At 43.3% G+C, this 26198-nt stretch carries 27 protein-coding genes and 2 pseudogenes; 20 read left to right on the forward strand and 9 right to left on the reverse strand.

What is annotated here, in order from left to right; translation table 11 throughout:
• Positions 1-564: 564 nt before the first annotated feature.
• On the reverse strand, positions 565-2052 hold the full coding sequence (locus LF817_RS18400; protein ID WP_253937277.1) for a diguanylate cyclase domain-containing protein: 1488 nt from the start codon (positions 2050-2052) through the stop codon (positions 565-567).
• A 97-nt stretch (positions 2053-2149) separates the two neighbouring features.
• On the reverse strand, positions 2150-3232 hold the full coding sequence (locus LF817_RS18405) for a DNA alkylation repair protein (RefSeq protein ID WP_253937278.1): 1083 nt from the start codon (positions 3230-3232) through the stop codon (positions 2150-2152).
• 431 nt (positions 3233-3663) lie between these two features.
• On the opposite strand from LF817_RS18405, the pseudogene LF817_RS20520 reads away from it, so the two are divergent.
• Positions 3664-5401, forward strand: a pseudogene (locus LF817_RS20520) (endonuclease MutS2).
• Positions 5402-5441: 40 nt separating this feature from the next.
• On the opposite strand, the gene LF817_RS18415 reads toward LF817_RS20520, so the two are convergent.
• A complete protein-coding gene (locus tag LF817_RS18415) occupies positions 5442-5636 on the reverse strand; it encodes a hypothetical protein (RefSeq protein ID WP_253937279.1) in 195 nt (64 codons plus the stop codon).
• 280 nt (positions 5637-5916) lie between these two features.
• Between LF817_RS18415 and LF817_RS18420 the strand changes: the two genes are divergently transcribed.
• The 3 genes from LF817_RS18420 (at position 5917) to LF817_RS18430 (ending at position 7692) form a co-directional block, all read left to right on the forward strand.
• On the forward strand, positions 5917-6363 hold the full coding sequence (locus tag LF817_RS18420) for a CotD family spore coat protein (protein WP_253937280.1): 447 nt from the start codon (positions 5917-5919) through the stop codon (positions 6361-6363).
• Positions 6364-6643: 280 nt separating this feature from the next.
• Entirely contained in the window at positions 6644-7012 is a 369-nt protein-coding gene (locus LF817_RS18425; protein WP_253937281.1) for a CidA/LrgA family protein, read from the forward strand.
• Positions 7009-7692, forward strand: a complete 684-nt coding sequence (locus LF817_RS18430; protein WP_253937282.1) for an LrgB family protein — start codon at positions 7009-7011, stop codon at positions 7690-7692. The genes LF817_RS18425 and LF817_RS18430 overlap by 4 nt, the downstream gene beginning before the upstream one ends.
• A gap of 285 nt (positions 7693-7977) precedes the next feature.
• On the opposite strand, the gene LF817_RS18435 is transcribed toward LF817_RS18430, so the two are convergent.
• The 3 genes and pseudogenes from LF817_RS18435 to LF817_RS20525 form a co-directional block, all read right to left on the reverse strand.
• Positions 7978-8160 carry a YjzC family protein gene (locus LF817_RS18435; protein ID WP_253937283.1) on the reverse strand — a complete coding sequence of 61 codons (183 nt, stop codon included), beginning with the start codon at positions 8158-8160 and terminating at the stop codon, positions 7978-7980.
• Between the two features lie 160 nt (positions 8161-8320).
• Positions 8321-8596 (reverse strand): hypothetical protein, encoded by a 276-nt coding sequence (locus tag LF817_RS18440; RefSeq protein WP_253937284.1) that lies wholly within the window; start codon positions 8594-8596, stop codon positions 8321-8323.
• Positions 8597-8756: 160 nt separating this feature from the next.
• Positions 8757-9080, reverse strand: a pseudogene (locus LF817_RS20525) (methyl-accepting chemotaxis protein); the annotation flags it as partial.
• Between the two features lie 820 nt (positions 9081-9900).
• Between LF817_RS20525 and LF817_RS18450 the strand changes: the two are divergent.
• From LF817_RS18450 to LF817_RS18460, 3 genes are all read left to right on the forward strand, one after another.
• A complete protein-coding gene (locus LF817_RS18450) occupies positions 9901-11109 on the forward strand; it encodes an MFS transporter (RefSeq protein WP_253937285.1) in 1209 nt (402 codons plus the stop codon).
• 278 nt (positions 11110-11387) lie between these two features.
• A complete protein-coding gene (locus tag LF817_RS18455; RefSeq protein WP_253937286.1) occupies positions 11388-11714 on the forward strand; it encodes a PadR family transcriptional regulator in 327 nt (108 codons plus the stop codon).
• 3 nt (positions 11715-11717) lie between these two features.
• Positions 11718-12476 (forward strand): HAAS domain-containing protein, encoded by a 759-nt coding sequence (locus LF817_RS18460; protein WP_253937287.1) that lies wholly within the window; start codon positions 11718-11720, stop codon positions 12474-12476.
• Between the two features lie 23 nt (positions 12477-12499).
• Here the strand turns inward: LF817_RS18460 and LF817_RS18465 are convergent, their stop codons facing one another.
• Complete coding sequence (locus LF817_RS18465) at positions 12500-13012, reverse strand: DUF3231 family protein (protein ID WP_253937288.1); 513 nt, start codon at positions 13010-13012, stop codon at positions 12500-12502.
• A 197-nt stretch (positions 13013-13209) separates the two neighbouring features.
• Here LF817_RS18465 and LF817_RS18470 point away from each other — a divergent pair, with 197 nt between their 5' ends.
• From LF817_RS18470 to LF817_RS18490, 5 genes are all read left to right on the forward strand, one after another.
• The gene (locus tag LF817_RS18470) at positions 13210-13644 is read left to right on the forward strand and encodes a DUF2512 family protein (protein ID WP_253937289.1); all 435 of its coding nucleotides are present in this window, start codon (positions 13210-13212) and stop codon (positions 13642-13644) included.
• A 337-nt stretch (positions 13645-13981) separates the two neighbouring features.
• The gene (locus tag LF817_RS18475) at positions 13982-14341 is read left to right on the forward strand and encodes a hypothetical protein (protein ID WP_253937290.1); all 360 of its coding nucleotides are present in this window, start codon (positions 13982-13984) and stop codon (positions 14339-14341) included.
• An 81-nt stretch (positions 14342-14422) separates the two neighbouring features.
• Positions 14423-14602, forward strand: coding sequence for a YjzC family protein (locus LF817_RS18480; RefSeq protein ID WP_253937291.1), 180 nt, complete (start codon positions 14423-14425; stop codon positions 14600-14602).
• A 196-nt stretch (positions 14603-14798) separates the two neighbouring features.
• On the forward strand, positions 14799-15623 hold the full coding sequence (locus LF817_RS18485; RefSeq protein WP_253937292.1) for a manganese catalase: 825 nt from the start codon (positions 14799-14801) through the stop codon (positions 15621-15623).
• Positions 15624-15734: 111 nt separating this feature from the next.
• Positions 15735-17246: an FAD-dependent oxidoreductase gene (locus LF817_RS18490; protein ID WP_253937293.1), complete on the forward strand. Its 1512-nt coding sequence runs from the start codon at positions 15735-15737 to the stop codon at positions 17244-17246.
• A gap of 87 nt (positions 17247-17333) precedes the next feature.
• Here LF817_RS18490 and LF817_RS18495 read toward each other — a convergent pair whose 3' ends face one another.
• Complete coding sequence (locus LF817_RS18495; RefSeq protein WP_253937294.1) at positions 17334-17519, reverse strand: hypothetical protein; 186 nt, start codon at positions 17517-17519, stop codon at positions 17334-17336.
• A gap of 194 nt (positions 17520-17713) precedes the next feature.
• Between LF817_RS18495 and LF817_RS18500 the strand changes: the two genes are divergently transcribed.
• Positions 17714-18202 carry a cupin domain-containing protein gene (locus LF817_RS18500; RefSeq protein WP_256558372.1) on the forward strand — a complete coding sequence of 163 codons (489 nt, stop codon included), beginning with the start codon at positions 17714-17716 and terminating at the stop codon, positions 18200-18202.
• Positions 18203-18398: 196 nt separating this feature from the next.
• Here LF817_RS18500 and LF817_RS18505 read toward each other — a convergent pair whose 3' ends face one another.
• Positions 18399-18812, reverse strand: coding sequence for a hypothetical protein (locus tag LF817_RS18505; RefSeq protein WP_253937295.1), 414 nt, complete (start codon positions 18810-18812; stop codon positions 18399-18401).
• A 360-nt stretch (positions 18813-19172) separates the two neighbouring features.
• Between LF817_RS18505 and LF817_RS18510 the strand changes: the two genes are divergently transcribed.
• From LF817_RS18510 to LF817_RS18540, 7 genes are all read left to right on the forward strand, one after another.
• A complete protein-coding gene (locus LF817_RS18510; RefSeq protein WP_253937296.1) occupies positions 19173-19424 on the forward strand; it encodes a biotin/lipoyl attachment domain-containing protein in 252 nt (83 codons plus the stop codon).
• A gap of 176 nt (positions 19425-19600) precedes the next feature.
• Entirely contained in the window at positions 19601-20956 is a 1356-nt protein-coding gene (locus LF817_RS18515; protein WP_253937302.1) for a sigma-54 interaction domain-containing protein, read from the forward strand.
• Between the two features lie 218 nt (positions 20957-21174).
• Positions 21175-21870, forward strand: coding sequence for a CoA transferase subunit A (locus tag LF817_RS18520; protein WP_253937303.1), 696 nt, complete (start codon positions 21175-21177; stop codon positions 21868-21870).
• Positions 21871-21888: 18 nt separating this feature from the next.
• Positions 21889-22554, forward strand: coding sequence for a 3-oxoacid CoA-transferase subunit B (locus LF817_RS18525; RefSeq protein ID WP_253937297.1), 666 nt, complete (start codon positions 21889-21891; stop codon positions 22552-22554).
• A 24-nt stretch (positions 22555-22578) separates the two neighbouring features.
• Positions 22579-23349, forward strand: a complete 771-nt coding sequence (locus LF817_RS18530) for a 3-hydroxybutyrate dehydrogenase (protein WP_253937298.1) — start codon at positions 22579-22581, stop codon at positions 23347-23349.
• 14 nt (positions 23350-23363) lie between these two features.
• The gene (locus tag LF817_RS18535) at positions 23364-24536 is read left to right on the forward strand and encodes an acetyl-CoA C-acetyltransferase (RefSeq protein ID WP_253937304.1); all 1173 of its coding nucleotides are present in this window, start codon (positions 23364-23366) and stop codon (positions 24534-24536) included.
• A 51-nt stretch (positions 24537-24587) separates the two neighbouring features.
• On the forward strand, positions 24588-25871 hold the full coding sequence (locus tag LF817_RS18540; protein ID WP_253937299.1) for a GntP family permease: 1284 nt from the start codon (positions 24588-24590) through the stop codon (positions 25869-25871).
• The last annotated feature ends 327 nt before the right edge of the window (positions 25872-26198 follow it).

Raw genomic sequence — 26198 nt, forward strand, 5'->3', positions numbered from 1 at the left:
TGAATGATTGTTTTTTCAGCCCCTTGACACATTCAGCCTTTGATAGGATATCTACTGTAAAATAAAGGAAATTAAGGTGTTCATCTATCAAGCTAAATCAGAATGATTTACTAGCTTGACGGCTATGCGCAATTTCCCGGACCTCCTTTAAGTTTGTCAGGTTCACGGAAACATCTGAGACAGTGCTTTGAGTGTAATACAGCTCTTTTCTAGTGGCAACGACAAGTCGCCCCATTTCCAATACCCCATTACACCCATGAGATATATGAACGGATTCACGCCATAGACTTATTTTGGTGTAAGAGGTGGGAGAAGGATGTAAGCGAGATCCCACAGGACTGCAAGCCTGAGGAAGCTTGCCACTCCCCCCACAGGAAAGCGAGTAGCTTCCCGACAATCCCTCACTCTCAATACGGCAACGAACCCAGACTATCTCGAAATCGAGTCTACCGCTATCCTGCAATATTGTTGAATTACTCACTTAGCAATATCAACAACCGCCTTTAACATAGCCTATGTGTTAAACAAGTATTCCAACTGAGGCGGGAGCACGGATGAATACGATCAACTGCGGAGAGTAGACCATGCCGGTTGAAAAACTCTTACCGTATTACGTCCTTCTTCTTTTGCCTGATAAAGTGCATGGTCGGCCATGCCGATGATGGTCGTGTAATCCGTCTCATCGGTTGGCCTCAGAGTCGCTACCCCCGCACTGATCGTTACAAAAGGCTTGATATCGGAATTAATATGAGGAAGCTCCTCTTGAAGAATTCCTTTACAAAGGGTTTCAGCCACTTCTTTTGCTGCCGCTTCGCTTGTTTGCGGGAGGATGATGGCGAACTCTTCACCGCCATATCTTGAAAAGAAATCATGCTCTCTCAGAAGAGACGGTACGATCTCAGCGATCGAGCGTAAGCATTCATCACCTTGCAGGTGGCCGTATGTATCGTTGTATACTTTGAACCTATCGAGATCGAATAAGATAAAGGAATAGGGGTGATCGTGCTGCACTGCGTTCTCCCATTCTTTCATCAGGGCGTAATCAAAGCTTCTTCTATTAGGAATACCCGTCAGTCCATCGAGGTTTGACAGCTTCTTTAGAGACTGATTCATATCCATCAATTCCTGCTCCATCAGCTTCCTCTCTGTAATCTCGCGGGAAGAGTAGATGAAATCGCTCCCTTCACGTAAACCTTTGATTTGATTGAATGTGGCTTCAAGCCAAATATAACCACCGTCTTTATGCTTAAAACGATACTCGATCGTTTTGTTGGCAGACCCTTTAAGCACCTTATCCGGAGCTGTGCGTAATTGGTCTTTCGGGTGGAAATAACTAAACGCATTCGTCCCTGTCAATTCAGTCGGCTTGTAGCCTAGCACGGCTTCGCAGGAGGGTGATACATACTGGATGGTGCCGTTTTTGTCATGTGTAGAAACGACATCCGTAGAGCTCTCAGCAATCAGCTTGTAGTATAAAATGTTTCTCTTATCCATGTTGCTTTTTCTAATATATTCCGTCATATAGTAAGCTATAATCCCACCGAAAATGGAAGTGGATACAGAGAACAGCAACGTGCTTTGAAGCAGAGATGGAGAAGCGATCAACATACTTAAAGCGAACGAGTTCATAAGGATATAAGAGACGTTCATGGTCAGGTATTTATTAATTTTGTTTAAAGGAAGAGTAGAAATATATCCTAGCAGCAGCCCCATGAATACGGCAATGGAAGAGGCTAGGATCGAAGCTGTAGTCACGCCGTATATGACCAGACGAGTGGATCCGATAATTAAGCCTGTAATGATGGCAGACACCGGTCCACCGACCATGGCAGCGATGATTGTAGCGATATGTCTGAGGTCAAGGATGACCGTCTCCGTCACCTCAATGGTGCTCAGGATCAACAAAGATCCTAATAGACCGGCACCTAATCCTGCATACACTTTTGAAGAAAGCGGAGGGTTTTGATCCAGTGGGCGATTCTCAAAAAACTTCCCCGCAATAAAAAGAAGAGCCACAATGATCGCTACATTATTAAAAAGATCTAAAAACAATTACATCACACTCTCTAAAAAGGAAAAGCTGGTCATTCCATTTTATCATTTTTTTGTCGGAAATGAGGGAATATTGTCTAATGCAGCACATTAGCGTCTAATGAGGGGCAGTAAGATCAAAATCCTGACTGATCTTCTCTATGCCGTTCACTATAATCGCCAGTGTGTGTGTCCCTGGATAATGTTTGCGAGTCGTCATATTTCTGAAGGATTGATTTCTCATGAATGATTTTTCTTCCCCAGTCTTAATCGTCGTATCACTTGCTTGAAAAACTTTACGGCTTTTTCGTCCGTTTTTCTTCACATAATCGATAGCATATTCGACTCTCAGCTTCGTATCGGCTTCAGCGGATACTTGAAAAGTAAAAGAAAGACTATCGCCGATCGATATCTTCGATTGATCGAGCGTAAACTGGTGAACATGCAGGGAGTCGCTGGAATGATAACCGAACAGCTGTAAAGCCTGATAGTTTCCCTGCTTTAACAGGGTGCGGCAGGCATGACGCAAGATCCAGTCGGTATTTTCATTGTGACCTTTTCTTTGTTCAACGATATCAAGCACGAGTTGCGGATGAGTTTTGGTTACGTCATTTAAATGGTTGGCTACACTTCTTCTCACATAAAGCGATTCATCTTCCAACAATTTTTCCAGAAGAGGAAGAAGGCGTTCGGGATGCTCTTTAAGGTAAGGCACAGTTTGTCCCCATGGCAGACGCGGCCGTGAGCCTTCACTTGCTAACCGCCTGACGTGCTCGTTATCATCTTCGGCCCATAGGAACATTTGGTCAAGCGTTTGATTAAGATCTTTGAGTAAAAACGAACGAATAGCAAATTCCGATGTAGAAAACTCTGTTACGTCACGCAGTGCCTGCATGGATTCCTCCCAGTCGTCTGTTCCATATTGAGCCATGTAATCCGGGAAGACGATACCCGGCAGGCCTTCGAATTCAGGAGCCGTCCGCTTGATGATCGGCAGCGCTTGTATGTAAGGCTGAGGAAGGGCTTCATGCATGGAAGCGGTGATGCGGCCCACGCGCTGTTTAAACTCCAGTTGCTCCCAGTCATTAGAATAGACGAGAGAAAGGAATCGTTCTTTATCAAAACCACTGCTCTGCTTATGTAGAGCGTCGGCCAGCCGTTCTAAAAATTCTTTATGATAAATGTCTTTTACTTTGGACATGAAGTTGACCCCGTTTCTTATTGTATGTGTATCCATCATAATGGAAATACGCTGAAAACAGAAATAGACTGTATTGACATTTTGCGGGTCTTCGCGTATATATAAAATATACCATTCTGCAAATATGGTAGTTAAAAGGAGATTTTTTAATGAGTGTGGCTGTTCTTAACTAATACGTAATCGTATAATCCTTGAATGATTCAAAAACACCTGATATTTCAGGTGCTATTTGTGTTGTAATCTTCAAGGGTAGTTAAGAACAGGCATACCCGACAATATGAGGGAAGAGCTATGACGCCTGTCGTGGCTCTTTTTTTATATTTGGAAACTGCAGAATGGTTCATATGATGAGCCACAGCAGGAGGAGTATATCCGCCTGCTGTGGTTTTTTTTTTGTATGGAAAAATTAAATTATAAAGGGGAATTCAGCATTGAATAAACAAGCGTTAAACAAACTGGGATTTGATCAGGTAGTGGAAGAGATCAGTTCCTATGCCTTTACGAAGAAAGGGAAAGAAACGATACGGGCGCTGGAACCGATGAACGTGCGCCGTCGTATTGAACGATCTTTCCAAGAAATAAAAGAAGCGATTGGCGTTCTTCGAATAAATTCAAGCATTCCGATCTACTCTTTAGAGTCCATTATTCGTTCACTGGAAGAGGGAGAGAAAGGCCGTTATATCCGAGTCGAGGCCCTCAGCCGCATGATCGATTTCCTCGATCATTGCCGCAAGCTGAAACGGTTTATGGATGACAAAGGATATGTCGCACCAACGATTTCGGTGTACGTCGATTCGATGGAAGATATAACGGATCTGGAGGAGGAGCTCGTTAAAAGAGAGCATCGGCAAAAGGTGAAAGGGGCTGTGATCGATCAATCATCTTCAGGAGCTACGCTCTTTATCGAGCCGAAAGAATTAGAGGAAAGGCAGTACGTGATTGAACAGCTTAAGCTGACCGAACAGCATGAGGTGGAACAGATTATGTATTATTTAACCGGTCTTGTTTCTTGAGCACAAGCCGGCGATCCAGGTGGCCATTGACGTCATGCATCAGTACGATGTCATTTTTGCTAAAGGAAAGTATGCGATGGATAATGATGCCAATGAGCCGCAATTGAATGAAGATGATGTGATTTCTTTAATAGAAGCTCGTCATCCTCAATTAGGAAAGGCAGCCGTGCCGCTGACCATTACGATGAAAGCTGAAGACCAGGCGCTGATGATCACCGGTCCGAATACGGGAGGAAAAACCGTCACGTTAAAAACGACAGGACTGCTTACTATAATGGCCCAGGCAGGGCTGTTTATTCCTGCAAGTCCTGAGTCGACCGTCATGATTTTTGATGAAATTTTTTGTGACATTGGTGATGGCCAAAGTATTGAAGCCAATTTAAGTACGTTCAGCTCAAGGCTTGTCAATATCATTGATATTTTACGGCAGGCAGGTCCAGGAACGCTGGCACTCATTGATGAGATTGGATCGGGAACGGAGCCTAATGAAGGCATGGGTCTGGCGCAGGCGATTCTTGAGCAACTCGTAGAAAAAAAAGCGAAGCTGATGGTGACGACACATTTTACTGAAATGAAAGAGCTTGCGAATAAACGTTCGGATTTTATTAACGGTTCCATGTCGTTCGACTTAGAAACATTAAAGCCTACGTATCGGCTGATCATCGGGGAAGCGGGAGAGAGTCAGGCGTTTCAAATCGCCTTGAAGCTTGGCCTGCACCCTGCGATTATTGAACGGGCACATCAAGTATCCTATCAAGAAACGAAATCGTATGTAATGGATGACAGCGTTTTGAAAAGTAGAGAAATGAAGCAGCAAGTTACAGTACCACGCTATACGAAAAAGAAAGCTGGGAACACAAAAGAAGAACTAGTCGCCCAGTTTAATATGGGAGACAATGTGAAGGTTAAAGCGACAGGAGAAACCGCGATCGTTTATAAAGGACCTGATGAACATGGCGATTATATCGTTCAGCAAAAAGGGGAAAAGCTGAAGCTGAACCATAAACGTCTGGAGCTCTATATTCCCGCGGCCGAATTATATCCACCTGACTATGATTTTGATATCATTTTTAAATCGAAGGAGTATCGTAAAGTGACCAAACAACTGGATCGTAAACATGTAGAAGGATTGTCGATAGAGGAAGAAGAATTTTAAGTTGTATGAATCAGCCCATTTCCTTAAATAAGGAGATGGGTTATTTGTTTGGGGAGAGAAACCAAACAATGATGAAAATGAGCAAAAAAATTCCCACCCCTGCAAGACTGTAACCATATCCTTTCCATTCAGACACATCTTCACCTTTCATCCTTTTATACTTGGGGTATAAGAGGCCGACCCCCCAAAGGGAGAGGGTTCCCATCATCATCAGTGCGGCGGCTGCAATCTCCATAATCGTTCACATCCTTTCCCTTTATGTAAACGGGTAGAGAACTGTCTAAACACGTATTGGGAAAAAATGTTTCACGTGAAACAAATGAGGTGGGAGGTCTTTATTTTCGTTTATCTGTTTATTTCTAAGGTAAGGAAGCTTAGCTAAGAGAGAAACATTGAGTATTTAGAGTATCAGGGAGTTGTGCAAAAGCTTTTAAAATATGGGTGAATATCCAATCAATAGACGATTACCCCACATATACAAATATATAGTCCAGATTATAAGGAGGTTTCAAGGAATGTTTGAAAAACAACAATATGACCGGAACAACTCTAATTGGCCGTATGGTCAAAATGATACGATGGTTCAGGGCGTCCAACAAGGTGACGATGATAACGGTAACGGTAACGGTCAGGAGCAAGGTCAAGTACAAGGTCAACAGCAAGGACCCCAAAATATGGAGGGCGGTTACCCGCAAGTAGCACCTTTTATCCAAAACCCGCCAAGGGTCATGCCTGCTCAGTATGCTCCCGTCCGCCAGCTTCCGCAACGAGTAAATTCAGAGGTGATTATTCCTGTCGTTCATCCAAGTCATACGACTCAGTATAATCACACGCATTATAAATATGTTCATTCTTTCCCGCACACGCAGTCCGTCGTGAATTCTTATTCGTGTGAAGATGTATGTGCTCCTCCATCCCAGGTAATGGGGATGGGAATGGGTAAACACCAGCGTAGGTTTTAGTTCCTTCCATGAAAATAAATCAGGACGATCTTCTTGTACTTAGTGGTACAGAGAGGTCGTCTTTATTTTTTTATAAGATTGGTTTGACTGGAACCATGGAAAGCGAGTGATTTCCCGGACCTTCAAGCTTTATTCTTAGTCACGGAAACTTCCTAAATCATCTCGAACGGAAACAAGAAATTCTAACAGAGCTTTTTCTATACGGGAAATAACGAGAGGTGGTATCCTTAATTCAGAAGAAAAGAGGACAAACCCTCTTTGGAAAGGTATTGCGTAATCTATGAAACTAGTAAGAATCATTGTACAAATTGCTGCTTTATTCATTATTTCTTTTATAGGGGAAGAGGTCCGAAGTTTGTTCAACCTGCCTATTCCAGGCAGCATCATCGGTTTGATCCTTTTATTTTTCGGTTTATCATTCAACCTCTTTCCTGAAAAGTGGATTGAGGATGGAGCTAAATTCATTCTGGCTTATCTGCCGATGTTTTTCATTCCAGCAACTGCAGGGGTGATCCAATATCCTTCCCTGCTCTCCTTTAGCGGAGCCGTACTCGTAGTGGTTGTCATCATCAGTTCACTGGCAACGATGGCAGCGGCAGGCAGTGTAAGCGAGTTTTTTCAAAGACATGATAAGGAGGGAGAGCGATGATTCAGGCCACGTTCATGGTGATTTTAACAGTCGGTATATTTCTGGTCATGGGGCGTGTTTATCGTCGCTTACCCAATCCGGTCCTCGTTCCTGTCTTGACCTCCACGGTTCTTGTGGTGGCGATTTTACTCGTATTTAATATTCCTTATGAGACCTACATGACGGGTGGGCAGTGGATCGACTCCTTTTTGGGACCGGCGGTCGTCGCGCTTGCTTACCCGATGTATCGCCAGCGTGAGGTCTTAAAAGCTCATATGATGCCTGTAATATTTGGTGTCTTGGCGGGGTTGTGCACAGCTCTCGGCAGCGGATTGTTATTCGCGAGGATGTTTGGCGTGGACCGGGCAAGTATTTTATCGATGGTCCCGAAGTCGCTGACGACGCCTGTAGCTATTCCAGTTTCCAGTGAAATTGGCGGAATTCCATCAATGACGATCGTCTTTACGATGGTAGCTGGTTTTACTGGCATTATTTTCGGACCTCTTCTGGTGAAATCGTTTCGGATTAAAAGTTCGTTAGGTAGAGGGATAGCTTTCGGCAGTGCCTCTCATGCTCTTGGAACCTCCAAAGCTTTTGAATACGGAGAGCGGACCGCTTCCATGAGCTCCGTTTCAATGAGTCTGACGGCGATTTTCGGCTCTGTACTCGGACCGTTATTTGTATGGTTGTTCCACATTTGAATAGGAATTAATAAAGATGATCTTCGGGCAGTTGATGCCGGAAGATCATTTTTTTATATGGTCTTTGCAACTTACACTTCAGCGCTTGAAGGAACGCATCGACACCGTCCACTTCCAAAAAATGAACATAAGCCGAGTACAGAAGCGCAAGGCTTAAATAATTATGAGGGTGCAGGATTTTAATTGAGGAAGAGGACGTATTTTGACTAAATTAGTGCATAAAAAACAGCACTCCATATTGAGTGATGGAGTACTGTCTATACAATTTTTTATGGGGGTACTATTTTAAGCTTTTACCCAATACGCTGCTTCATTTTTAGACGGAGATGGTGGGAATTGATCGCCTTTATCAAGCTTGATCTCCGTGTTGTCCTGGCTTGCAGGACCGCCGCTCACTAAAGTACTTACTTTATACTTACCGCTCTCTGGTGCTTTTTCGCCTGTCTTGAATTTGTTTTGATCTGCCATATTGCTACACCTCCAAAATATTTTAGAAAGGCTATTTATCGATCGAACCATTCACCTTTCCATATTTTAGATATAGCCTTATCTCATAAAGTTAAACATAAAATCAAAAAAATGGTGGTTTTGTAATATAAATGTAAAATAACGGAGCTTTGAGCGGGGGTTATCCCTCTTCTTTTTCCACCAGTTTAATAAGAACTTTCTCTCCGCTGTAACGTGTATAGAGAGCGTAAAGCAGATTCCCAACACCGAACGTCCACCAAAGAGAAAGTAAAGCTGTGATGATGTGACCGCCTGCTGATCCCCATCCGCCGTGTTGTCTAATTCTGATTGATTTTTCGCCCCGGGATAAAATTTGGTAGCCCATGGTAATGTAGTCATCCGTTACGTTTTCCATTTCCTTTATGGAGCCGACTCTTCTAATTCGATCTAATGCCATTTCAATTCCTCCCTTAGTATCGTCAACAGCCCTGAGGTCGTAATAATAAAGTATACAAAGGGTTGTACGTTTCTATGCATTTGTAAAGAGAAGAACGACAAAAATCCCGGACCGCAGATTGCTGGGGAGACCGGGATCTGATTGTTCCACGTGAAACAATTTATAATAGTTCGGATGCGTATTTATTCAGCTCTTTACTTTTCTTTTCTATTTCATCAATGAATAGAGAAATCTCATCAGTGGAAGAGGCCTGTTCTTCGCCGACTGCCACGATTTTTTCTATCGATGTAGAGATTTCATCCATGGATTTACGAATATTAATAAGCGTCGTGCTGATTTTCTCCGTCGATGTGACGGTTTCATTGGAAAGCTTCCTGATTTCATCCGCTACGACGCCGAACCCCCGTCCGAGGTCACCGGCTCGAGCCGCTTCAATAGAGGCGTTTAATCCTAATAAATTAGTCTGGTCGGCTATTCGTTTGATGAATTTTAAAACGTCGTCGGTGTTTCTCACTTCTTTCGTTGCTTTTTGAGACTGGATGAGCAGTGTGCTGCTGGCTTCAGATAAACCTTCAGCTCCCTCGGCGACACTTGATACCCCTTCGTTCGCCTGGCTGAGGGAGCTGACGATCTGTTCAGAAATCTCCAGAAGTTTTTTCTCGTTTTGCTCTTGAAGCTGAATCGCGATCGCTCCAATTACTTTATTTCCCTCAAAAATAGGTGTAGCTAATCCTGTAAATGGAAAACCAAAAAATTCTGCATCCACCTCTGTGCGAATGACTTTCCGCTTATGGATGCAGTCAGCTAATGGCTCTTTCGGGTTAATTTTGTGGCCGGGTTTTACATGTAAATCAATTTTTTTGCCAGGATAATAGGCGATCCATTCTTCGCGGTTCGTAATGCCGATCGCTAAGTCGGGAAGCATAGAATGAATGATAGGGACAGTTTGGGTGAATGCATGTAAAAGGCTGGATTCGTTTGTGTGACTCTCATTTGGAAAAGAAACTATCGTATTTTTTTCAGTCATATAGTACCCCTTATGTAGTTTTTATTATAATGAAATCTTCATTATGAAAACCAATAGATTAGATAATTATGGTAAAGTGAAATCAATCATGTAACTATTTTTCTGTAAATGAACCGGAAATTATAGATTTTCATTTTTACTGCCCACAACAGGTCCATATGTTCAGCAGTTAAGAGATTCATTGGGAATAGTAGACAAGGAGGTCGATCATATATGTAAGTACTGCTCATTTTCATCGATTTGTTTAATTTGAAATTGATAAAAAGGAGCAGTAAAAATGAAAAATCATTCTTTTCGGTTCTTATGGACTGGTCAAGGATTGGCTAATATGGGAGATGTCTTCTATATTGTCGGCCTGGTTTCTATTCTGTATTCGATGTCAGAATCCGTGCTTTACTTAACGTTGCTCCCTTTTGTAAATACGTTTGGAAGGTTCATCAGCGGACTGCTTTCACCGATTGTATTCAACAAATATCCCCTGCAGCCATTATTGTCCTATTCCCAGTTCGGGAAGACGATGGTATTACTTGGTCTGGCTTGTTGGATGCTGGCCGATCCCCGCCCTTCTATTATCGGCATCCTATTGTTTATCTTTACCCTTGCGTTTCTCGATGGTTGGGCGATGCCGGCCAGCCGTGCCATGATACCAAGATTAGTCGGGCCGGCTGACATAGTAAAAGCGAACGGGTTCCTTTCGATTGTCAGTCAGACGATTCAATTAGGCGGATGGGCATTAGGAGGAATTGTCGTAGCGGTGGTCGGAGGGTTTAACGTGCTCTGGCTCACATTGTTTTTGTTCGTGCTCTCGACGGTTATGATGTTTTTAATAAAAGATGAAGCCAACAATCACATTGAAAAATCTGCTGAACGAATAGGAAAAGTGTTAAAAGAAGGTTGGGCGGAGATCTGGGATAATCGACTGTTCAGAAATATTCACGTGGCCATTTTTCTCGAAGCTATGGCAGGTGTCGTTTGGATTGCAGCGATTATTTACGTGTATGTGGCAGAAGTGCTGCACAAAGGAGAAGCGTGGTGGGGGTATATCAATACTTCCTTTTTCCTTGGTTTATTATTAGGCGGGCTGATCTGCACTAAGTTTGCACAGATCATTGAACTTAACTTGAAAAAAATCATGCTCTTTGGATCTGTAGGAGTCAGTGTGCTTACGTTATGGTTTGGGTTGAATTCAACTGCCTGGCTTGCATTAGGTATTTCAATGGTTTTCGGTTGTGTGGAACAGATTAAATCGATTACCTTTGAAACTTTTCTTCAAAAAGAAACGGCAAGCGGGATGCTGCCGAAAATATATGGGGCACAGGAATCGTTGACTGCCTTGACCTTTGGACTTTCTTCACTCATGTTCGGTGCGATTGCCGAACGATTCGGGGTCCAATCTGCGTTTGTGACTGCAGGTCTGCTTCTCGCTGCAGGCGCGTTGTATATGGTAAGGGAAAGACACCATTTTCCTGACCAATACTTAACCTAAGTAAGCAGACTGCCCCACAAAAAGGGCAGTCGCTTGCTTTTTAATGAAAAATCTCGTCAGCCTGGTTTCTAAAAGGTGGTACAGTGCCAACCCTGTTATTCTATAAAATATACTGATTCATGTTGAAGGGGAGAAGAGCATTACATGCCCTAAAAAAGCACTTGCCTTCTTTATAACCGTTTGCTATTCTTAAACTAACTTGTAATACAAAGTAGTTATTTTTTTAATCATCTACCTTGTAAAACAATATAGTTAATTAGATAAAAGGAGAGGGTGGCTTGTCTTCGAGTCAGATTCTAAAGGGGATTTTAGAAGGATGCCTCTTATCCATCATTGGAAAAGGGGAAACCTATGGGTATGAAATGATTGAAAAGCTGAACGATTATGGATTTTCAATGGTAAAAGAGGGGAGTATTTATCCATTATTACTCCGAATGAAAAAAGAGGGGCTTGTGGCGACACATCAGAAACCACTTCCTTCAGGAGGACCGAAGCGCAAGTATTATACGTTAACAGAAACAGGAGAAAAAGAATTAATCGAATTCAAGCAAAGGTGGGACGCGGTTTCAACGAGCGTAGACCGCTTGCTGGAGGAGGAGGGATAAGCAATGATTTTATCTAAAGAAAGTCAGGATTTCTTAGAAAACCTCAGACTATACTTAGTTTCCAGTGGAAAAAACGAAAGCGAATCTGAAGAAATTATAAGTGAGCTTGAAGACCATTTGTACGAAGCCGAGAAGTCAGGGAAAAATGTCGAGGATATCGTAGGACGATCGCCAAAGGATTATATGGAACAAGTAGCGGGTGAAATGACGTTTGATCGTAAGGGAATAATGAAATACGGCGGCATCATCATCGTATTAGCCTTCTCGTATCTATTATTAGGGGACGTCGTAAGAGGCGGGATTGAGTTATCTTTGTTGGAGGCTTTAGGGTATCCGTTGATTTTCATAAGCTTCACGTTATTGACGGCTGGCTTATTTCGTCATCTCGCAAGTTCTAAGAAGAACAAAACAAAAGAATGGACGCTTATTGGAATTGTCGGAATGACCCCGATTTTATTATTTCTTGGGCTCATCTATTTAAATAAAGTAATTGGAACGCCTTCCGTAACGTTCAGCTTTGCCGCTAATGTTATCACAGTCATCGCAACGATTACCGTATTCGTCATTACGGCACTCTGGATTAAATCACTAGTGACGATTATGATTCCTGCTCTTCTGTATTTGCCTGAAGTTCTATTAGGTTTTACGAATTACGGGGAGGAGACCCAGCTTCTTGCTTCTACTATTATCATGTTCGGCGGTCTGTTCATTTACTTGCTGTTGATGGGCAGAAAAGATGTAAATAAAACCGGGGCTTTATAAAAGCACCCGGTTAAGATGGACGATTAACTTGTAACTGGAACTTTAGTATGCTGGGGTGGCAGAATGAGCCATCCTTTTTCTTTGTTTAAGCGAAGAGCTTTGGCTCCAAGCTGAGCTTTATTCATGTGGTATTGTCCAAAAAGCGCGGCAATGTCCTCACGAGTTGACTGACCCATTATGGCACTGCATGCTACCAGGCTCTGAGCGATTTTTGCACTAAGGGCTGCACTGATCTCAGGGTCGTTAACACGTGCCCCTACAGGGATTTCTTCCAGATTTGCTAATGAACGCTCTGGTGGAGCAGGTGGAAGAGCAATTCCATTTGTCTTTAAAATCTCTTCTACAGGCTCTAATTCCTGCTTAATTCCTCGAGTTGTTTCTTCTAGCAATTGTTTTAATTCCTTGTCTCCAGTATGGTTCATTAATGTTTGAACCATAGCATAATCAGCTTTTGCTGTTGCTGCATAAGACCACAGTCCAAAAACTTCTCCGTAATGCATAGGTTCTTTATTTTGACTTCCTGATAAAATTCCCATTCCATTCACTCCTTTTTAATCATCCAACCCTCTTATTATTACTTAGCTTACGTAAACTATTCGATGACTTCGAAGGGTAATTTTTCTAAAATAATGCCCTTTAAAACTTCGATTTGAATTCATTTATGGACTTTCCCGAGAGTCGGTGTATAAGAGCGGCCTAGTGACAAATGATAGGCGTAAAAGAGGTGTTGAATTTGGAACATGGAAAATTGATTGCGTCTAAATTGATATTTGCTTCAGCGTGGCTGTTTCTTATTCTTGGTATCGGCTATGATTTGTCTTTTGCGAACGTCTTATTCATCAGTGTAGTGTTAACAGCAGTTTCCTATATAGTGGGGGATAGAATCATCCTTCCTCGAGTAAACAGCACAGTTAGTTCTCTTTTTGACTTTGCTATAGCATTCTTAGTCATTTATTTCATGCTGAATGCTTTAACTGTGGACGGAGGTTTGTGGTCAGCTTCACTTTACTCGGCGATCGGAATTGGGATTTATGAATTTGTATTCAACCAATACGTCCGATCTTCAGGAAACGAAGAGAAAACAGAAAGTGAAAGAATTGAGGATCTGGATTTACGTACAGAAGCTTCAGATGAACTCACCCCCTATCATTCAGATGAAGACAAATAAAATCACACCCTCACACTGGGTGTGATTTTATTTATAAAGGAGAAACAGTTAATTAAGACTAATTCGATATAGGGAATACGCTCTAAAAACTATGTTAATATAGTAAAAACAAAGCGGTAACTCCTCGTGTTACAACCTTTTTTATTTCCGTCGTAAAAAATAAAATGTAAGTTTGGAGTAAATTTACAGAACATTGGACCTATCCAATGTTACATAAACATGATAATTGTTTCAAAAATATTACAGTAAATTTATCCCTGGATAATAAAGGTTTGAAAACCATAAAAAGAGAGAACTTCTATAAACGTAATCACAAAAAATCAAAAAACAAAGGAGGGTGATCGAAATAGCTAATAACAATCAAAACCAGAATCAAGGAAATATGAGCAGAGAAGAAGCAGGCCGTAAAGGTGGAGAAAAGACGAGCAGGAAATACGATCAAGAGCATTTTGAGAACATCGGCCAAAAAGGCGGAGAAACAACAAGCAAGAAATATGATCAAGAACACTTTGAAGACATCGGTCAAAAAGGTGGAGAAACAACAAGCCAGGAATATGACCAGGATCACTTTGAGAACATCGGTCAAAAGGGCGGAGAAACAACGAGCAAGAAGTATGGCGAAGAGCATTACGAGAAGATTGGAAGCAAAGGCGGCCGCACTTCAGGAAACGGGTCCAATAATAACTCCAATTCCTGATTGCAGCCAAGGGTTGAATAACTAAATGTTTGTTCCGTAAAAACAAACAATTATCCTAAATTATAATGGAGGTTTTTAACAATGGCAAAGAAGCAATTTAAAACTGGTGAGAAAGCTCCGCAAACAGGAAAGTATAAAGTAGATGAATTAGTGAACGGTAAAAAAAGCCAGGAGAAAACGGAAATCAATTTAAACAAAGGCGACCAATTCCCGCCATCTCCATCTGAAAGTGAAGCAGCTTACTGGGTTAAATCTTCTTAATTATTATGTGGGCCCCCTTCAGGATTAATAAGCTGAAGGGGGCTTATTTTAATGAGTAGAATCAATTTAATACTATATAAATATAATGAAAAATGACAAAAAAAGGTTTTTTGTTTCTTGCAGCTGGGAATGTAAAAAGCAGACCAATCTTCCCTGGCTTTACATAGGGGAAAATACTTTAAAAGGTGGTAATCGTATGTTTTTTCACAGAAAAGAACTTCAGTACCATGCTAAACCTGAACGTCCGGACCCTGTTTATGCAAAACAACTGCAGGAGATATTAGGTGGGCAGTTTGGGGAAATTTCTGTCGCTATGCAGTATTTATTTCAAGGATGGAATGCCAGAGGCGATGAACGATATAAGGATCTTATTATGGATACGGGAACTGAAGAACTTGGTCATATTGAAATGATTTCTACGATGATTGCCCGTTTGTTAGATGACGCTCCTGTAAACGAGCAGGAAAAAGCAGCACAAGATCCAGTAATTGGAGCTATTATGGGAGGTATGAATCCGCACCACGCTATCGTTTCAGGTTTAGGAGCCATGCCGGAAAACAGTACAGGAGTGCCGTGGAGTGCAGGATACATTGTAGCCAGCGGAAACTTGATTACAGACCTTCGGGCAAACTTGAATGCAGAGTCTCAAGGAAGACTGCAAGTTGCCCGTTTATATGAGATGACAGATGACAGAGGGGTAAAAGAAATGCTTTCGTTCCTTCTTGCGCGTGATACGATGCACCAGAATCAGTGGATTGCGGCATTGAAGGAATTAGAGGAAGAGCATGGCACGACTGTTCCGGGCACGGTTCCTAAAGAATGGGAAGCCACTGACTTTTCATACGATCTCATTAATTTTTCAGAAGGTGAAGAGAGCACGAAAGGCAGCTGGACATCTGGTACAACACCTGATGGAGCAGGAGAATTCGGTTATGTTAAATCACCTGAAGCTCATGGGGGTAAACAGGAATTGAAGCCTGCTCCCAGTTATATGCATGGTACTCCTCCGACAAAAGACTAAGGATACGGAGTACTTTAGCTGTAAGAGTCTCAGAACACAGTGTGTCCTTTCACGCTGTGTTTTTTATTGTTGCAGATTTGATGTAAGAAGTACAAAAAGGAGGTCATTTCATTGAATACGAAGCCAAATTCACTTTGGAGAGACGTTGAACTTGAATCATTCCCTAGTTTATCGAAAGACTTGAACACACAGGTAACCGTGGTTGGGACAGGAATAACCGGAATTACGACGGCCTATTTTCTAGTAGAGAAAGGGTATAGTGTCGTTTTATTGGAAGCTGGCCGCATCATAGAGGGGACGACAGGCTATACCACCGCCAAAATCACTTCGCAGCACGGTTTGATTTATGACACGCTCATTCAAACGATGGGGGAAGAGAAGGCCAAACTTTACTATCAAGCGAACGAAGAAGCACTTAACTGTATTGATGACATTAGAAAAAAAGAGCAAATCGATTGTGATTTTTCTTACCAGGATGCTTACATCTATGGGAACTCTAAGGAATCCAAGCGTAAGATCGAAAAAGAAGCTGAAGCTTATAGGCGTTTAGGTATAGATGGAGGGCTGGCGGAAGTGACTGAATTACCTTACCCTGTTTCTTCAGCTGTTAAAATTAATCATCAAGCCCAATTCCATCCGTTGAAATATCTGGCATCAATGATCCAACGTCTCCAAGAAAAAAACACACCGATATTTGAGAACACACGTGCCGCAAAACTAGTGGAGGGAGATCGTCCGGAAGTGGTGACGAGAGAAGGAAACACAGTGACATCCGACCATGTCGTTATGGCCACCCACTTTCCTTTTGCAGATTTTAAGGGGCTGTATTTTTCTCGACTGCATGTCGAGCGTTCCTATTCCATTGCAGTCCGTTCTGCTGAAACTGTCCCTGATGGGATGTATTTGAGCGCAGAAGAACCGAAAAAGTCGCTGCGTCATTTTGTAACGGAAGACGGAGAGAAGCTTCTGCTCGTGGGAGGAGAAGGCCACCCGTCGGGACAAAAAGAAAACACGGAAAAATCGTACGAGAATCTAGCGGTTTATGCGAAAGAGCAGTTTGGGTCTGAAGAGGTCTCTTACCATTGGTCTTCACAGGATTTGATTACTCTGGACATGGTTCCTTATATCGGACCGGTTACGAAAAACAACAACAATATCCACGTAGCTGCTGGATTTGCTAAGTGGGGAATGACCAACGGAACTATCGCAGCAAAGGTGATCAGTGACTTGATTGCAGGAAAAGATAACCCTTATACAGAGCTTTTCTCTCCATCTCGTGATTTAGAAAAACAACACGTGAAAAACTTCGTTAAGGAAAATGCGAATGTCGGGAAAGAATTTGTAAAAGGCAAACTGGACAGGAAAGATATAAAACCGGAAGATCTCGGGAAGGATGAAGGTTCAGTGGTACGTATTAAAGGAAAAAGAGCCGGAGCTTACAGAGATGAACAAGGATCAATAAGTATCGTGGACACGACGTGTACTCATATGGGCTGTGAATTAAATTGGAATAATGGAGACAGGTCGTGGGACTGCCCCTGCCATGGTTCCAGATTTACCGTGGAGGGCGAAGTGATCGAAGGACCGGCGACCAAACCGCTCAGTAAATTATCCGATAAATAACATAAACGCAGCTTCATATAACCCGCCCTGTTCTCAGGGCGGATTAATACATGAGTTTTTCACCTGTCATCATTACGAGTGTCTGCGCTATTGTAATAAAGTCTTTATGTTTTCAGTCATAAACCATAAGAAACCAATTCCTATGACAACCGAACTCCACGTAACGGATTTTATCACTCTTCTTTTTCTCTCGTTAGACATTTTATTTGATCCCAAATGAACAGCCGCACCAATGAAAGCTAACAGAATAGCTGCTACAATAACCCATGCCACCTTTATTGGCTCCTTTCATTTTATTGGAGGTGTTGACGAACAATTGATATTGGTCGAGATATTTTTACAATAAATCCCATTGTTTTTTATTTTAACAAATTACCCGTGAATTAAAAGTAATGTTAACTTTTTAGTCGCGCCTCTTTCATATATAATGACCGTACATACTTAAATGCGGAGGAGAGCGGATAGAAATGAACGCACAAGATTTCATCGATCAGCTGCAACTAGAACCACACCCGGAAGGAGGGTACTATAAACCGACGTACGCTTCAGAGAAGGTCGAACGTTTTGCTCAAGGAGATCGGAGTTTGTATACGAGTATTTACTTTCTCCTCCGTTCTGGCGAAGTATCTCATTTCCATAGACTGCAGTCGGATGAGCTATGGTATTTTCACGCGGGGAGTTCATTGACCATCCATATGATTTATCCTGATGGGACATATGAAGAAGTGAAGCTTGGTCTGCACGTCGACAAAGGGGAAGTCCCCCAGTTTGTAGTGCCGGGACATACGATATTCGGCTCCTCGGTTCAAGAGGAGGATACTTTTTCACTCGTAGGCTGTATGGTATCGCCTGGCTTCGATTTCGAGGATTTTGAATTGTTTTCACAGGATGAGCTGGTCCGCGAGTATCCACAGCACGAAGAAATCATTAGAAAAATGACTTATTTGCAAAAATAAAAGGTCTCTTCAATTTAAAGTTGATATGCAAACAAGCTCCCTTATATTGAAGACCACGAAGTTTAAAGTAGCTAAAATAAAAAAGAAAAGCTCACCTGCTGGATAAGGTGGGCTTTTCCTATCGGTTTTTATAAAGATTCATATGAACCTATTATGAGCTAATATTAACTTCCCGGGTTTCCCCGCGCCCTGCTTGCTACGTGTTCATCGATTTACTTTCTTGAAGCAGCTTAGATTCCCCTTTTTCCCATAGTTCCACCTGTTCTATCGCTTCATCCGGCTGAAAGCCTTGCCCGACTAATACCCCGGATAAAATGAATTCTTGAAATAAGTGCGTCAGGTTGATCCCTTCTTCTACTTCCTCAAGAGCTCTGTCCACTAAAGGCTGAATGTATTCGACCCATTGATCGGGCAGACTCATTTGCTCTCTTACAATTGTATTCTGCCCCATACAGCCGTGCACACAGTTCTGCCATCCCCCTGTACCAGGTTGAAAGCCTAATCTGGCACAGCGATCCCTGCAGGCTTCCCATGTCTGGTCGTTCGGCATAATCGTCGGGTTATAGTATTGCATGTACTGTTGACTCTGCGGGTAGTAATATCCATACATATTGCACCTCTCCTTATCGTTTGAAGTTCCATCATTAGTGTATGGGCGATTAGTTGATTCGGTGATTTTAATTGAAGGATCATTCAAAAGGTGAAATAACTAAACTCTCTTCCAGAAAATTCAGATGTTGATATCCTGATATTTTAAGTAGTATATTGTAAAAAATTTACCCTTGATTTCTACTGTTCAACGGGGTTAAAATCTCTGGAGAAACTGGTTACTGTACAAAAAAATTCACTCAATGGTCATGGCTTGGCCGACCATTGAATATAGTAAGTTTACCGGAACGCAGTTTAAGAATAAAAAGAGGATGCCTGGTTTAATTGCATATTCCAGGAACACGACCAAAGGAGAGGAATCATGAAAGAAGTACTTGAAAAAGTGTACAGTCCTTGCTATGGCTCCATTAAGGAAGTTTTAGTCGATCAACAAGCATATGTATATGAGTGGGAGCCGCTATTCTTAATTGAAACAGAAGATCAGCAAGTCATTGAAGTTTCTATTGGCGTAAGCGGAATTATTGAAGCGGTGGATACTTGCCCAGGCCAAGAGGTGACCCCGGAATCTGTATTGACCATTTTAAAAGATGATTTGCAAATCGGAAGTGATTGATAGATATAGCGTGTAACAAAACCCTTTATTGCGGCCTTTAGCAGGCTTGTATAAAGGGTTTTTATTTTGTGTCTGTCGAATCATTCTATGATATAGAAGAAATTGGGGAAACGTGATAGACTTCAAGACAAAGAGTTTTGAAAACGTTATCACAGGAGTGGGTAAATATTTTATCAATGTTGAATGATTATAAAGATGGGATTTTCGAGACTTTTTTTGGACACGGAAATCATTGTATTGTGATCGTGGACCGTGAAGGTTTCATTTCCTACATGAATGACGGGTATTGCCGATTTCTTGAACTGGACAAAGAGGAAGTGAAAGGGAAGCACGTAACAGAAGTGATTGATAATACGAGAATGCATCTTGTAGTAGAATCGGGCACGGAAGAGATTGCCGATCTGCAACAGATACGTGGTAAATATATGGTGGCGAACCGGGTGCCGCTCATCGCTGATGGAGAAGTAGTTGGAGCACTTGGCATGGTGCTGTTCCGGGATACGGAAGAATGGTTGAAGATGAACAGCCACATTAAAGCACTGCTGCTTGAGCTTGAAGCTTACAGGAAGCAGATGAACGACCAGAATGGCGCATCTTATTCTCTTCATGATATCGTCAGCAGTTCCCCAGAGATGGATCAATTGAAAAATAAAATGATGAAGCTCGCTCCTGGTGATGTCTCCATCCTGCTCCGGGGCGAAAGCGGGACAGGCAAAGAATTATTTGCTCATAGCATCCATCAGTTGAGTGAGCGGAATACGAAGCCGTTTGTAAAAGTGAACTGCGCGGCCATTCCTGAACATTTGCTGGAATCTGAGCTTTTTGGTTATCAAGAAGGTGCGTTTACGGGCGCTAAAAAAGGCGGAAAGCCTGGAAAATTCCAGCTCGCAGACGGAGGTACGCTCTTTCTCGACGAAATCGGAGATATGCCGCTGCATGCCCAGGTGAAAATTCTAAGGGTGCTTCAGGAGGGAGAGGTGGAAGCGGTAGGCGCAGTGAAGCCGGATCAAATTGATGTCCGGGTAATTGCAGCGACCAATCAATCGTTAGAAAAGCTTATCCAATCTCAGCAATTCAGGGAGGATTTATTTTATCGAGTGAATGTCGTTCAGGTGAAAATCCCTCCTTTACGGGAGCGGCAGGAAGATTTGCGAGTACTTTCTAAGTATTTGCTGCAAAAGGTTACAGAACGGATCGGGAAACGCGTAGTCGACTTTGATCGGGAAGTGTACCAATGCTTTCAGCACTATCACTGGCCGGGAAATGTGAGGGAACTTGAAAATGTAATCGAAGCAGCCGTTTATTTAACATATACGGAAATCATTCAAGTAGACGATCTGCCCGAGCATATTCAATACGTTCGCAGCTCTGAACAGACAGGGACAAGCTTAAGAGATATTATGGACCATGCGGAACGGCAGGCTATTGAACGTACGATGAAAAAGACGGGCGGTGATAAGTCTGAAGCTGCTAAACTACTCGATATCAGTAAATCAAGCCTTTATGAAAAAGTGAAAAAACATCATTTATGAACCATTCCAGAAATCCGGAAACCATTCCGACGATCTGGAATGGTTCATTTATTGTTGTTTTTGTAAGGGTTTACATCATTGTTTTATAGAGTCTGAAAAAGAATTCCATAATTCTGTAATCAAACAGAATGCCTGTTTAGGAAAAGTATTGATTTGATCAGCTTTTCAAAGTTGGCATGAATCTTGCATATAGAAAGACAGAAGGGAGTGAAGGAATGATGAAAACGATCTATACATCATTTGAACAAGCTGTAAGTGAAATTAAAGATTACTCGACCATTATGGTAGGAGGGTTCGGACTTGTGGGAATTCCCGAAAACCTGATTCTGGCACTAGTAGAATCGAAGGTTAAACATTTAACCGTGATTTCCAATAACTGTGGAATTGATGAATGGGGATTGGGTCTCCTTTTAAAAAATAAGCAAATCGATAAAATGGTCGGTTCCTATGTGGGGGAGAACAAGGAGTTTGAGCGGCAGGTGCTGGCCGGCGAATTGGAAGTGGAACTTACCCCGCAAGGAACGCTGGCTGAACAAATCAGAGCAGGTGGTGCGGGAATCCCTGCGTTTTATACGCCTGCCGGTGTAGGGACGCCGCTGGCTGAAGGGGAGGAAGTACGTGCATTCGATGGAAAAGAATATTTATTGAAAAGAGGGTTGAGGGCTGATTTCAGTCTAGTAAGAGCCGCAAAAGGCGACCGCGATGGAAATCTAATTTTCAATAAAACGGCGCGCAATTTCAATCCGATGATGGCAGCTGCGGGTCACGTCACAATAGCGGAAGTCGAAGAGCTTGTCGATCGGGGAGACCTGGATCCAGACCATATACATACGCCGGGAGTGTATGTACAAGGTCTGATCGAAGGGAAGCAGGAGAAGCGGATTGAACGTCTGACGCTTAGAAAACAAGCGTAATTATAGGAGGGTGAAAATATGTTGGACAAAGCATTAGTGAGAGAAAAAATTGCAAAAAGAGCTGAACAGGAAATTGAAAGCGGTTTCTACGTAAATCTTGGGATCGGGATGCCGACGATGGTAGCCAACTATATTCAAGACGATAAACAGGTGGTGCTTCAATCGGAGAATGGTTTGATCGGTATAGGAAGATCGCCTTTTGAAGAGGAGGTCGATCCTGATTTGATCAATGCAGGAAAAGAGACAGTGACCGCTTCGCCAGGCGCGTCCTACTGCAGCAGTGCTGAATCCTTTGCGATGATCCGCGGAGGGCACATCGACCTTGCCATATTAGGAGCGATGGAAGTGGCTTCTAACGGAGATCTGGCGAATTGGATGATTCCCGGAAAAGTGATCAAAGGTATGGGCGGCGCGATGGATATCGTCCACGGGGCGAAAAAGATCGTCATCATTATGGATCACGTAAACAAGCACGGAGAACCGAAAATTTTAAAAGAGTGCCGGCTGCCATTGACGGGGCAAGGTGTAGTGAACCGCATCATTACAGAACGTGCGGTCATCGACGTAACAGATGAAGGGCTTTTATTAGTAGAGGTGGCAGAAGGCTTCACCGTCGACGAAATCAAAGAAACGACAGAAGCGGAATTACACGTTAGTCCAAAGCTGTTAGAGGCATCTTATTAAACTAAAACGAGGGGGATTGTACGTATGAATAAAGTCGTATTCATTACAGGGGCAGCAAGTGGAATCGGGTATGAAATCGGCCTTTCTTTTGCAAAGGAAGGCGCCCGTGTAGCGTTCAGTGATATCAATGAAGAGAAGGTGAACGAAGTGACGAAGGAGCTTCGCGCCCAGGGGTATGAATGCATCGGTGTAACGTGTGATGTTACGAAAGAGGATGAGCTGAAAGCAGCCATCGATCAAACGGTGGAGAAGTATGGATGCCTCGACGTTCTTATCAATAACGCAGGTCTTCAGCATGTCGCTTCGATTGAAGAATTTCCGACAGAAAAGTTCCAGTTTATTACGAATGTGATGCTCGTCGCGCCGTTTATGGCGACGAAGCATGTGTTCCCGATTATGAAAAAACAAGGTTTCGGCCGCATCATCAATATGGCATCCATTAACGGGCTGATCGGTTTCGCTGGAAAAGCAGCGTACAACAGTTCAAAGCATGGCGTCATTGGTCTGACGAAAGTTACGGCTCTTGAAGGTGCGGAGCATGGCATTACGGTGAATGCGATCTGCCCAGGCTATGTGGATACGCCGCTCGTCCGTAATCAACTGGAAGATTTAGCTTCCAATCGGAATGTGTCTTTAGAAAAAGTCCTCGAGGAAGTCATTTACCCATTAGTGCCGCAGAAAAGGCTGTTGGCTGTACAAGAGGTTGCCGATTATACGCAGTACTTAGCGAGTGATAAAGCGAAGGGAATCACAGGACAGGCTGTCGTCATCGATGGTGGCTATACAGCTCAATAAGGAGGAGAGAAATGATGAAGGATGTATACATTTTAGAAGGAGCAAGAAGCCCTTTTGGAAGTTTTGGGGGAAGCTTGAAGGATGTCGATCCTACGACCTTAGGGGTGACTGTCAGTAAAGAAGCTATACGCCGCAGCGGAATTGAAGCGGGAGATATTGATTTTTCTATCATGGGAAATGTTATTCACTCTGAGAAAAACGCACCGTATTTAGCTCGGCATATCGCTCTTGAATCCGGACTTCCTATCGAGAGTCCTGCGTTAGCTGTGAACCGATTATGCGGTTCGGGTATGCAGTCTGTCGTGTCGGCCGCTCAATCCATCATGCTTGGCGATGGAGAGGTCGCGCTTGCGGGGGGCGTAGAAAGCATGAGTCTTGCCCCACATGCTTTAAGAGGAAGCCGCTTTGGTACGAAATTAGCAGCTCCTAAAGTCGATGACATGCTGTGGGCGGCACTTACGGATGAGTATATTGGGGATGGAATGGGCGTAACTGGAGAAAATCTTGCCGTAAAGTACGAAATTTCCCGGAAAGCGCAGGACGAATATGCAGCACTCAGCCACGAGCGCGCGGCAGCAGCAAGAAGTCGTTTGGCTGAAGAAATAACGCCGATTGAAGTCAAGTCACGGAAAGGTTCCATTTTTGTTGAAGACGATGAACATATCCGGGAAGGTACAACGCCCGAAGCACTCGCTAAATTGAAGCCCGCATTTAAAAAGGATGGAACGGTGACGGGCGGCAATGCAAGCGGGATTAATGATGGAGCAGGGGCAGTTGTCGTTGCGGGTGAGGATTTTGTTCAAAAGGAAAACCTTTCTCCACTTGCTAAAATCGTTTCTTACGGACTGGCGGGCGTTGATCCAGCTTATATGGGAATCGGCCCCGTTTCAGCAATCCAGAATGCTTTGAAGAAAACGAGTTTACCTTTAGAGGATTTGGCATTAGTCGAAGTGAACGAAGCCTTTGCCGCTCAGTATCTGGCAGTAGAAAAAGAACTTGGACTGGACCGTGAGAAAGTGAACGTCAATGGAGGAGCCATTGCACTTGGCCATCCGATCGGAGCCAGTGGAACTCGTGTCCTATATTCTCTCGTAAAAGAATTGAAAAGAAGAAATCAAAAATATGGCGTCGCGTCCTTATGCATTGGCGGTGGCCAAGGGATCGCTGTCGTTGTAGAAGCTTTATAGGCGGGTGTAAAAACCCTCCTGCATAAATTTTAAAAAAGAGGAGGAAGAATGATGCTTGGTATATTACTAGGTCTGATTGTATTAATGGCGCTCGCCTACTTAGGCTGGTCGATCATCTGGGTCGCCCCGATTGCTGCCGGCGTCGTCGCATTGACTGGCGGACTGGATCTCCTGGAAGCCTATAAAGATACATATATGGGCGGATTCGTTAATTTTGCGAAGGAATGGTTCCCTGTTTTTATGCTTGGAGCGATTTTTGGTAAGTTGATGGAAGACACCGGAATGGCACGTTCGGTCGCAGTGGCTTTGACTAAAATCATCGGCACGAAACGAGCCATTCTCGGAGTGCTGGCGTCAGCCGCTGTATTGACTTACGGAGGAGTAAGCCTGTTTGTTGTAGTATTCGCTGTCTACCCGCTGGCGATATCTTTGTTCCGCGAAGCGAACATTACAAGAAGGCTGATACCAGCTACGGTCGCACTCGGAGCTTTTACATTTACGATGACAGCTATTCCAGGAACACCTCAAATCCAGAACCTGATCCCGATGGATTATTTCCAGACGGATGCGGCGGCAGCCCCTGTCATGGGTCTCATTGCAGCTGCGGTAATGGCTGGGGGCGGATATTTCTATCTCCGCTGGCGCGAGAAAAAATTGACAGCACAAGGTGAATTATTTACAGAGCCTAAAGAAGATAAAACGATGTCGAAAGAAGATGAAATTCCGAACTTCATCCTATCCTTACTGCCGTTAGTAACCGTACTGGTCACTTTGAACTTATTCAACTGGGATATCGTAGTTGCTTTGATTTCAGGAATAGTACTGATCATGCTGTTAAACATTCACAAATTTAAACGATTTGTAGGATCCATTAACGGGGGAGCGGGAGGATCGGTGATAGCGATCATCAATACGAGCGCTGCTGTAGGTTTCGGGACAGTCGTTAGAGAAGTACCAGGATTTGAACAATTGACCGCTTTGCTGACAGGAATCAAAGGCAACCCGCTCATTTCAGAGGCTGTTGCGGTCAACATACTGGCAGGAGCTACTGGCTCTGCTTCTGGCGGCCTTGGCATCGCACTCGAAGCGTTAGGGTCAAGGTATTATGAAATCGCTCAGAGTACCGGTGTCAGCCCGGAAGCCTTTCACCGTATAGCTTCTCTGTCTTCTGGCGGGCTTGACGCACTGCCGCATAATGGTGCAGTCCTGACTTTGCTTACGATTACTGGAATGACGCACAAAGACAGCTACAAAGACATATTTGTTGTCGCTGTTTTGATCCCTGTTATTTCTGTGGTTGTAGTCATTCTTTTAGCTTCCATTGGAATTCTATAAGCTTATGTATGCCTGGACCCTTACTATTGGTTCAGGTATTCTCATGGATTCAATCTGTCTCTTGTTAGGAGAGGGGGCGAGGAGTGGAAATACTCGACACTAACTTTCCTGAAAGCTATGTTAATGGTGGTTGTTGATAATGATAAGTGACTTATTCAACAACATGGCAGGATACTTGAAGACTTGAATTCGAGACATTGGGTGAGTGGATCAGGGCGGCGGGGAATGGCTCGCTTTCCGTGGGAGCGCGGTGAGCTTCCTCGGACGTCCCGTCCTGCGGGATCTCACCAAGCACTCTCTTCCCACAGGAGTCTCCCCATTCCCCGC

This window comes from Halobacillus sp. A1, from assembly GCF_024189295.1.
Taxonomy (GTDB): Bacteria; Bacillota; Bacilli; order Bacillales; family Halobacillaceae; genus Halobacillus_A.

What these genes read in the sequence shown, in the direction of transcription:
- LF817_RS18525 (WP_253937297.1), top strand. Translation starts at nt 21,889, where the DNA reads ATGTTGGACAAAGCATTAGTGAGAGAAAAAATTGCAAAAAGAGCTGAA.
- LF817_RS18535 (WP_253937304.1), top strand. Translation starts at nt 23,364, where the DNA reads ATGAAGGATGTATACATTTTAGAAGGAGCAAGAAGCCCTTTTGGAAGT.
- LF817_RS18480 (WP_253937291.1), top strand. Translation starts at nt 14,423, where the DNA reads ATGGCAAAGAAGCAATTTAAAACTGGTGAGAAAGCTCCGCAAACAGGA.
- LF817_RS18485 (WP_253937292.1), top strand. Translation starts at nt 14,799, where the DNA reads ATGTTTTTTCACAGAAAAGAACTTCAGTACCATGCTAAACCTGAACGT.
- LF817_RS18420 (WP_253937280.1), top strand. Translation starts at nt 5,917, where the DNA reads ATGTTTGAAAAACAACAATATGACCGGAACAACTCTAATTGGCCGTAT.
- LF817_RS18425 (WP_253937281.1), top strand. Translation starts at nt 6,644, where the DNA reads ATGAAACTAGTAAGAATCATTGTACAAATTGCTGCTTTATTCATTATT.
- LF817_RS18510 (WP_253937296.1), top strand. Translation starts at nt 19,173, where the DNA reads ATGAAAGAAGTACTTGAAAAAGTGTACAGTCCTTGCTATGGCTCCATT.
- LF817_RS18540 (WP_253937299.1), top strand. Translation starts at nt 24,588, where the DNA reads ATGCTTGGTATATTACTAGGTCTGATTGTATTAATGGCGCTCGCCTAC.
- LF817_RS18430 (WP_253937282.1), top strand. Translation starts at nt 7,009, where the DNA reads ATGATTCAGGCCACGTTCATGGTGATTTTAACAGTCGGTATATTTCTG.
- LF817_RS18500 (WP_256558372.1), top strand. Translation starts at nt 17,714, where the DNA reads ATGAACGCACAAGATTTCATCGATCAGCTGCAACTAGAACCACACCCG.
- LF817_RS18435 (WP_253937283.1), bottom strand. Translation starts at nt 8,160, where the DNA reads ATGGCAGATCAAAACAAATTCAAGACAGGCGAAAAAGCACCAGAGAGC.
- LF817_RS18405 (WP_253937278.1), bottom strand. Translation starts at nt 3,232, where the DNA reads ATGTCCAAAGTAAAAGACATTTATCATAAAGAATTTTTAGAACGGCTG.
- LF817_RS18440 (WP_253937284.1), bottom strand. Translation starts at nt 8,596, where the DNA reads ATGGCATTAGATCGAATTAGAAGAGTCGGCTCCATAAAGGAAATGGAA.
- LF817_RS18530 (WP_253937298.1), top strand. Translation starts at nt 22,579, where the DNA reads ATGAATAAAGTCGTATTCATTACAGGGGCAGCAAGTGGAATCGGGTAT.
- LF817_RS18460 (WP_253937287.1), top strand. Translation starts at nt 11,718, where the DNA reads ATGATTTTATCTAAAGAAAGTCAGGATTTCTTAGAAAACCTCAGACTA.
- LF817_RS18520 (WP_253937303.1), top strand. Translation starts at nt 21,175, where the DNA reads ATGAAAACGATCTATACATCATTTGAACAAGCTGTAAGTGAAATTAAA.
- LF817_RS18415 (WP_253937279.1), bottom strand. Translation starts at nt 5,636, where the DNA reads ATGGAGATTGCAGCCGCCGCACTGATGATGATGGGAACCCTCTCCCTT.
- LF817_RS18515 (WP_253937302.1), top strand. Translation starts at nt 19,601, where the DNA reads ATGTTGAATGATTATAAAGATGGGATTTTCGAGACTTTTTTTGGACAC.
- LF817_RS18450 (WP_253937285.1), top strand. Translation starts at nt 9,901, where the DNA reads ATGAAAAATCATTCTTTTCGGTTCTTATGGACTGGTCAAGGATTGGCT.
- LF817_RS18505 (WP_253937295.1), bottom strand. Translation starts at nt 18,812, where the DNA reads ATGTATGGATATTACTACCCGCAGAGTCAACAGTACATGCAATACTAT.
- LF817_RS18465 (WP_253937288.1), bottom strand. Translation starts at nt 13,012, where the DNA reads ATGGGAATTTTATCAGGAAGTCAAAATAAAGAACCTATGCATTACGGA.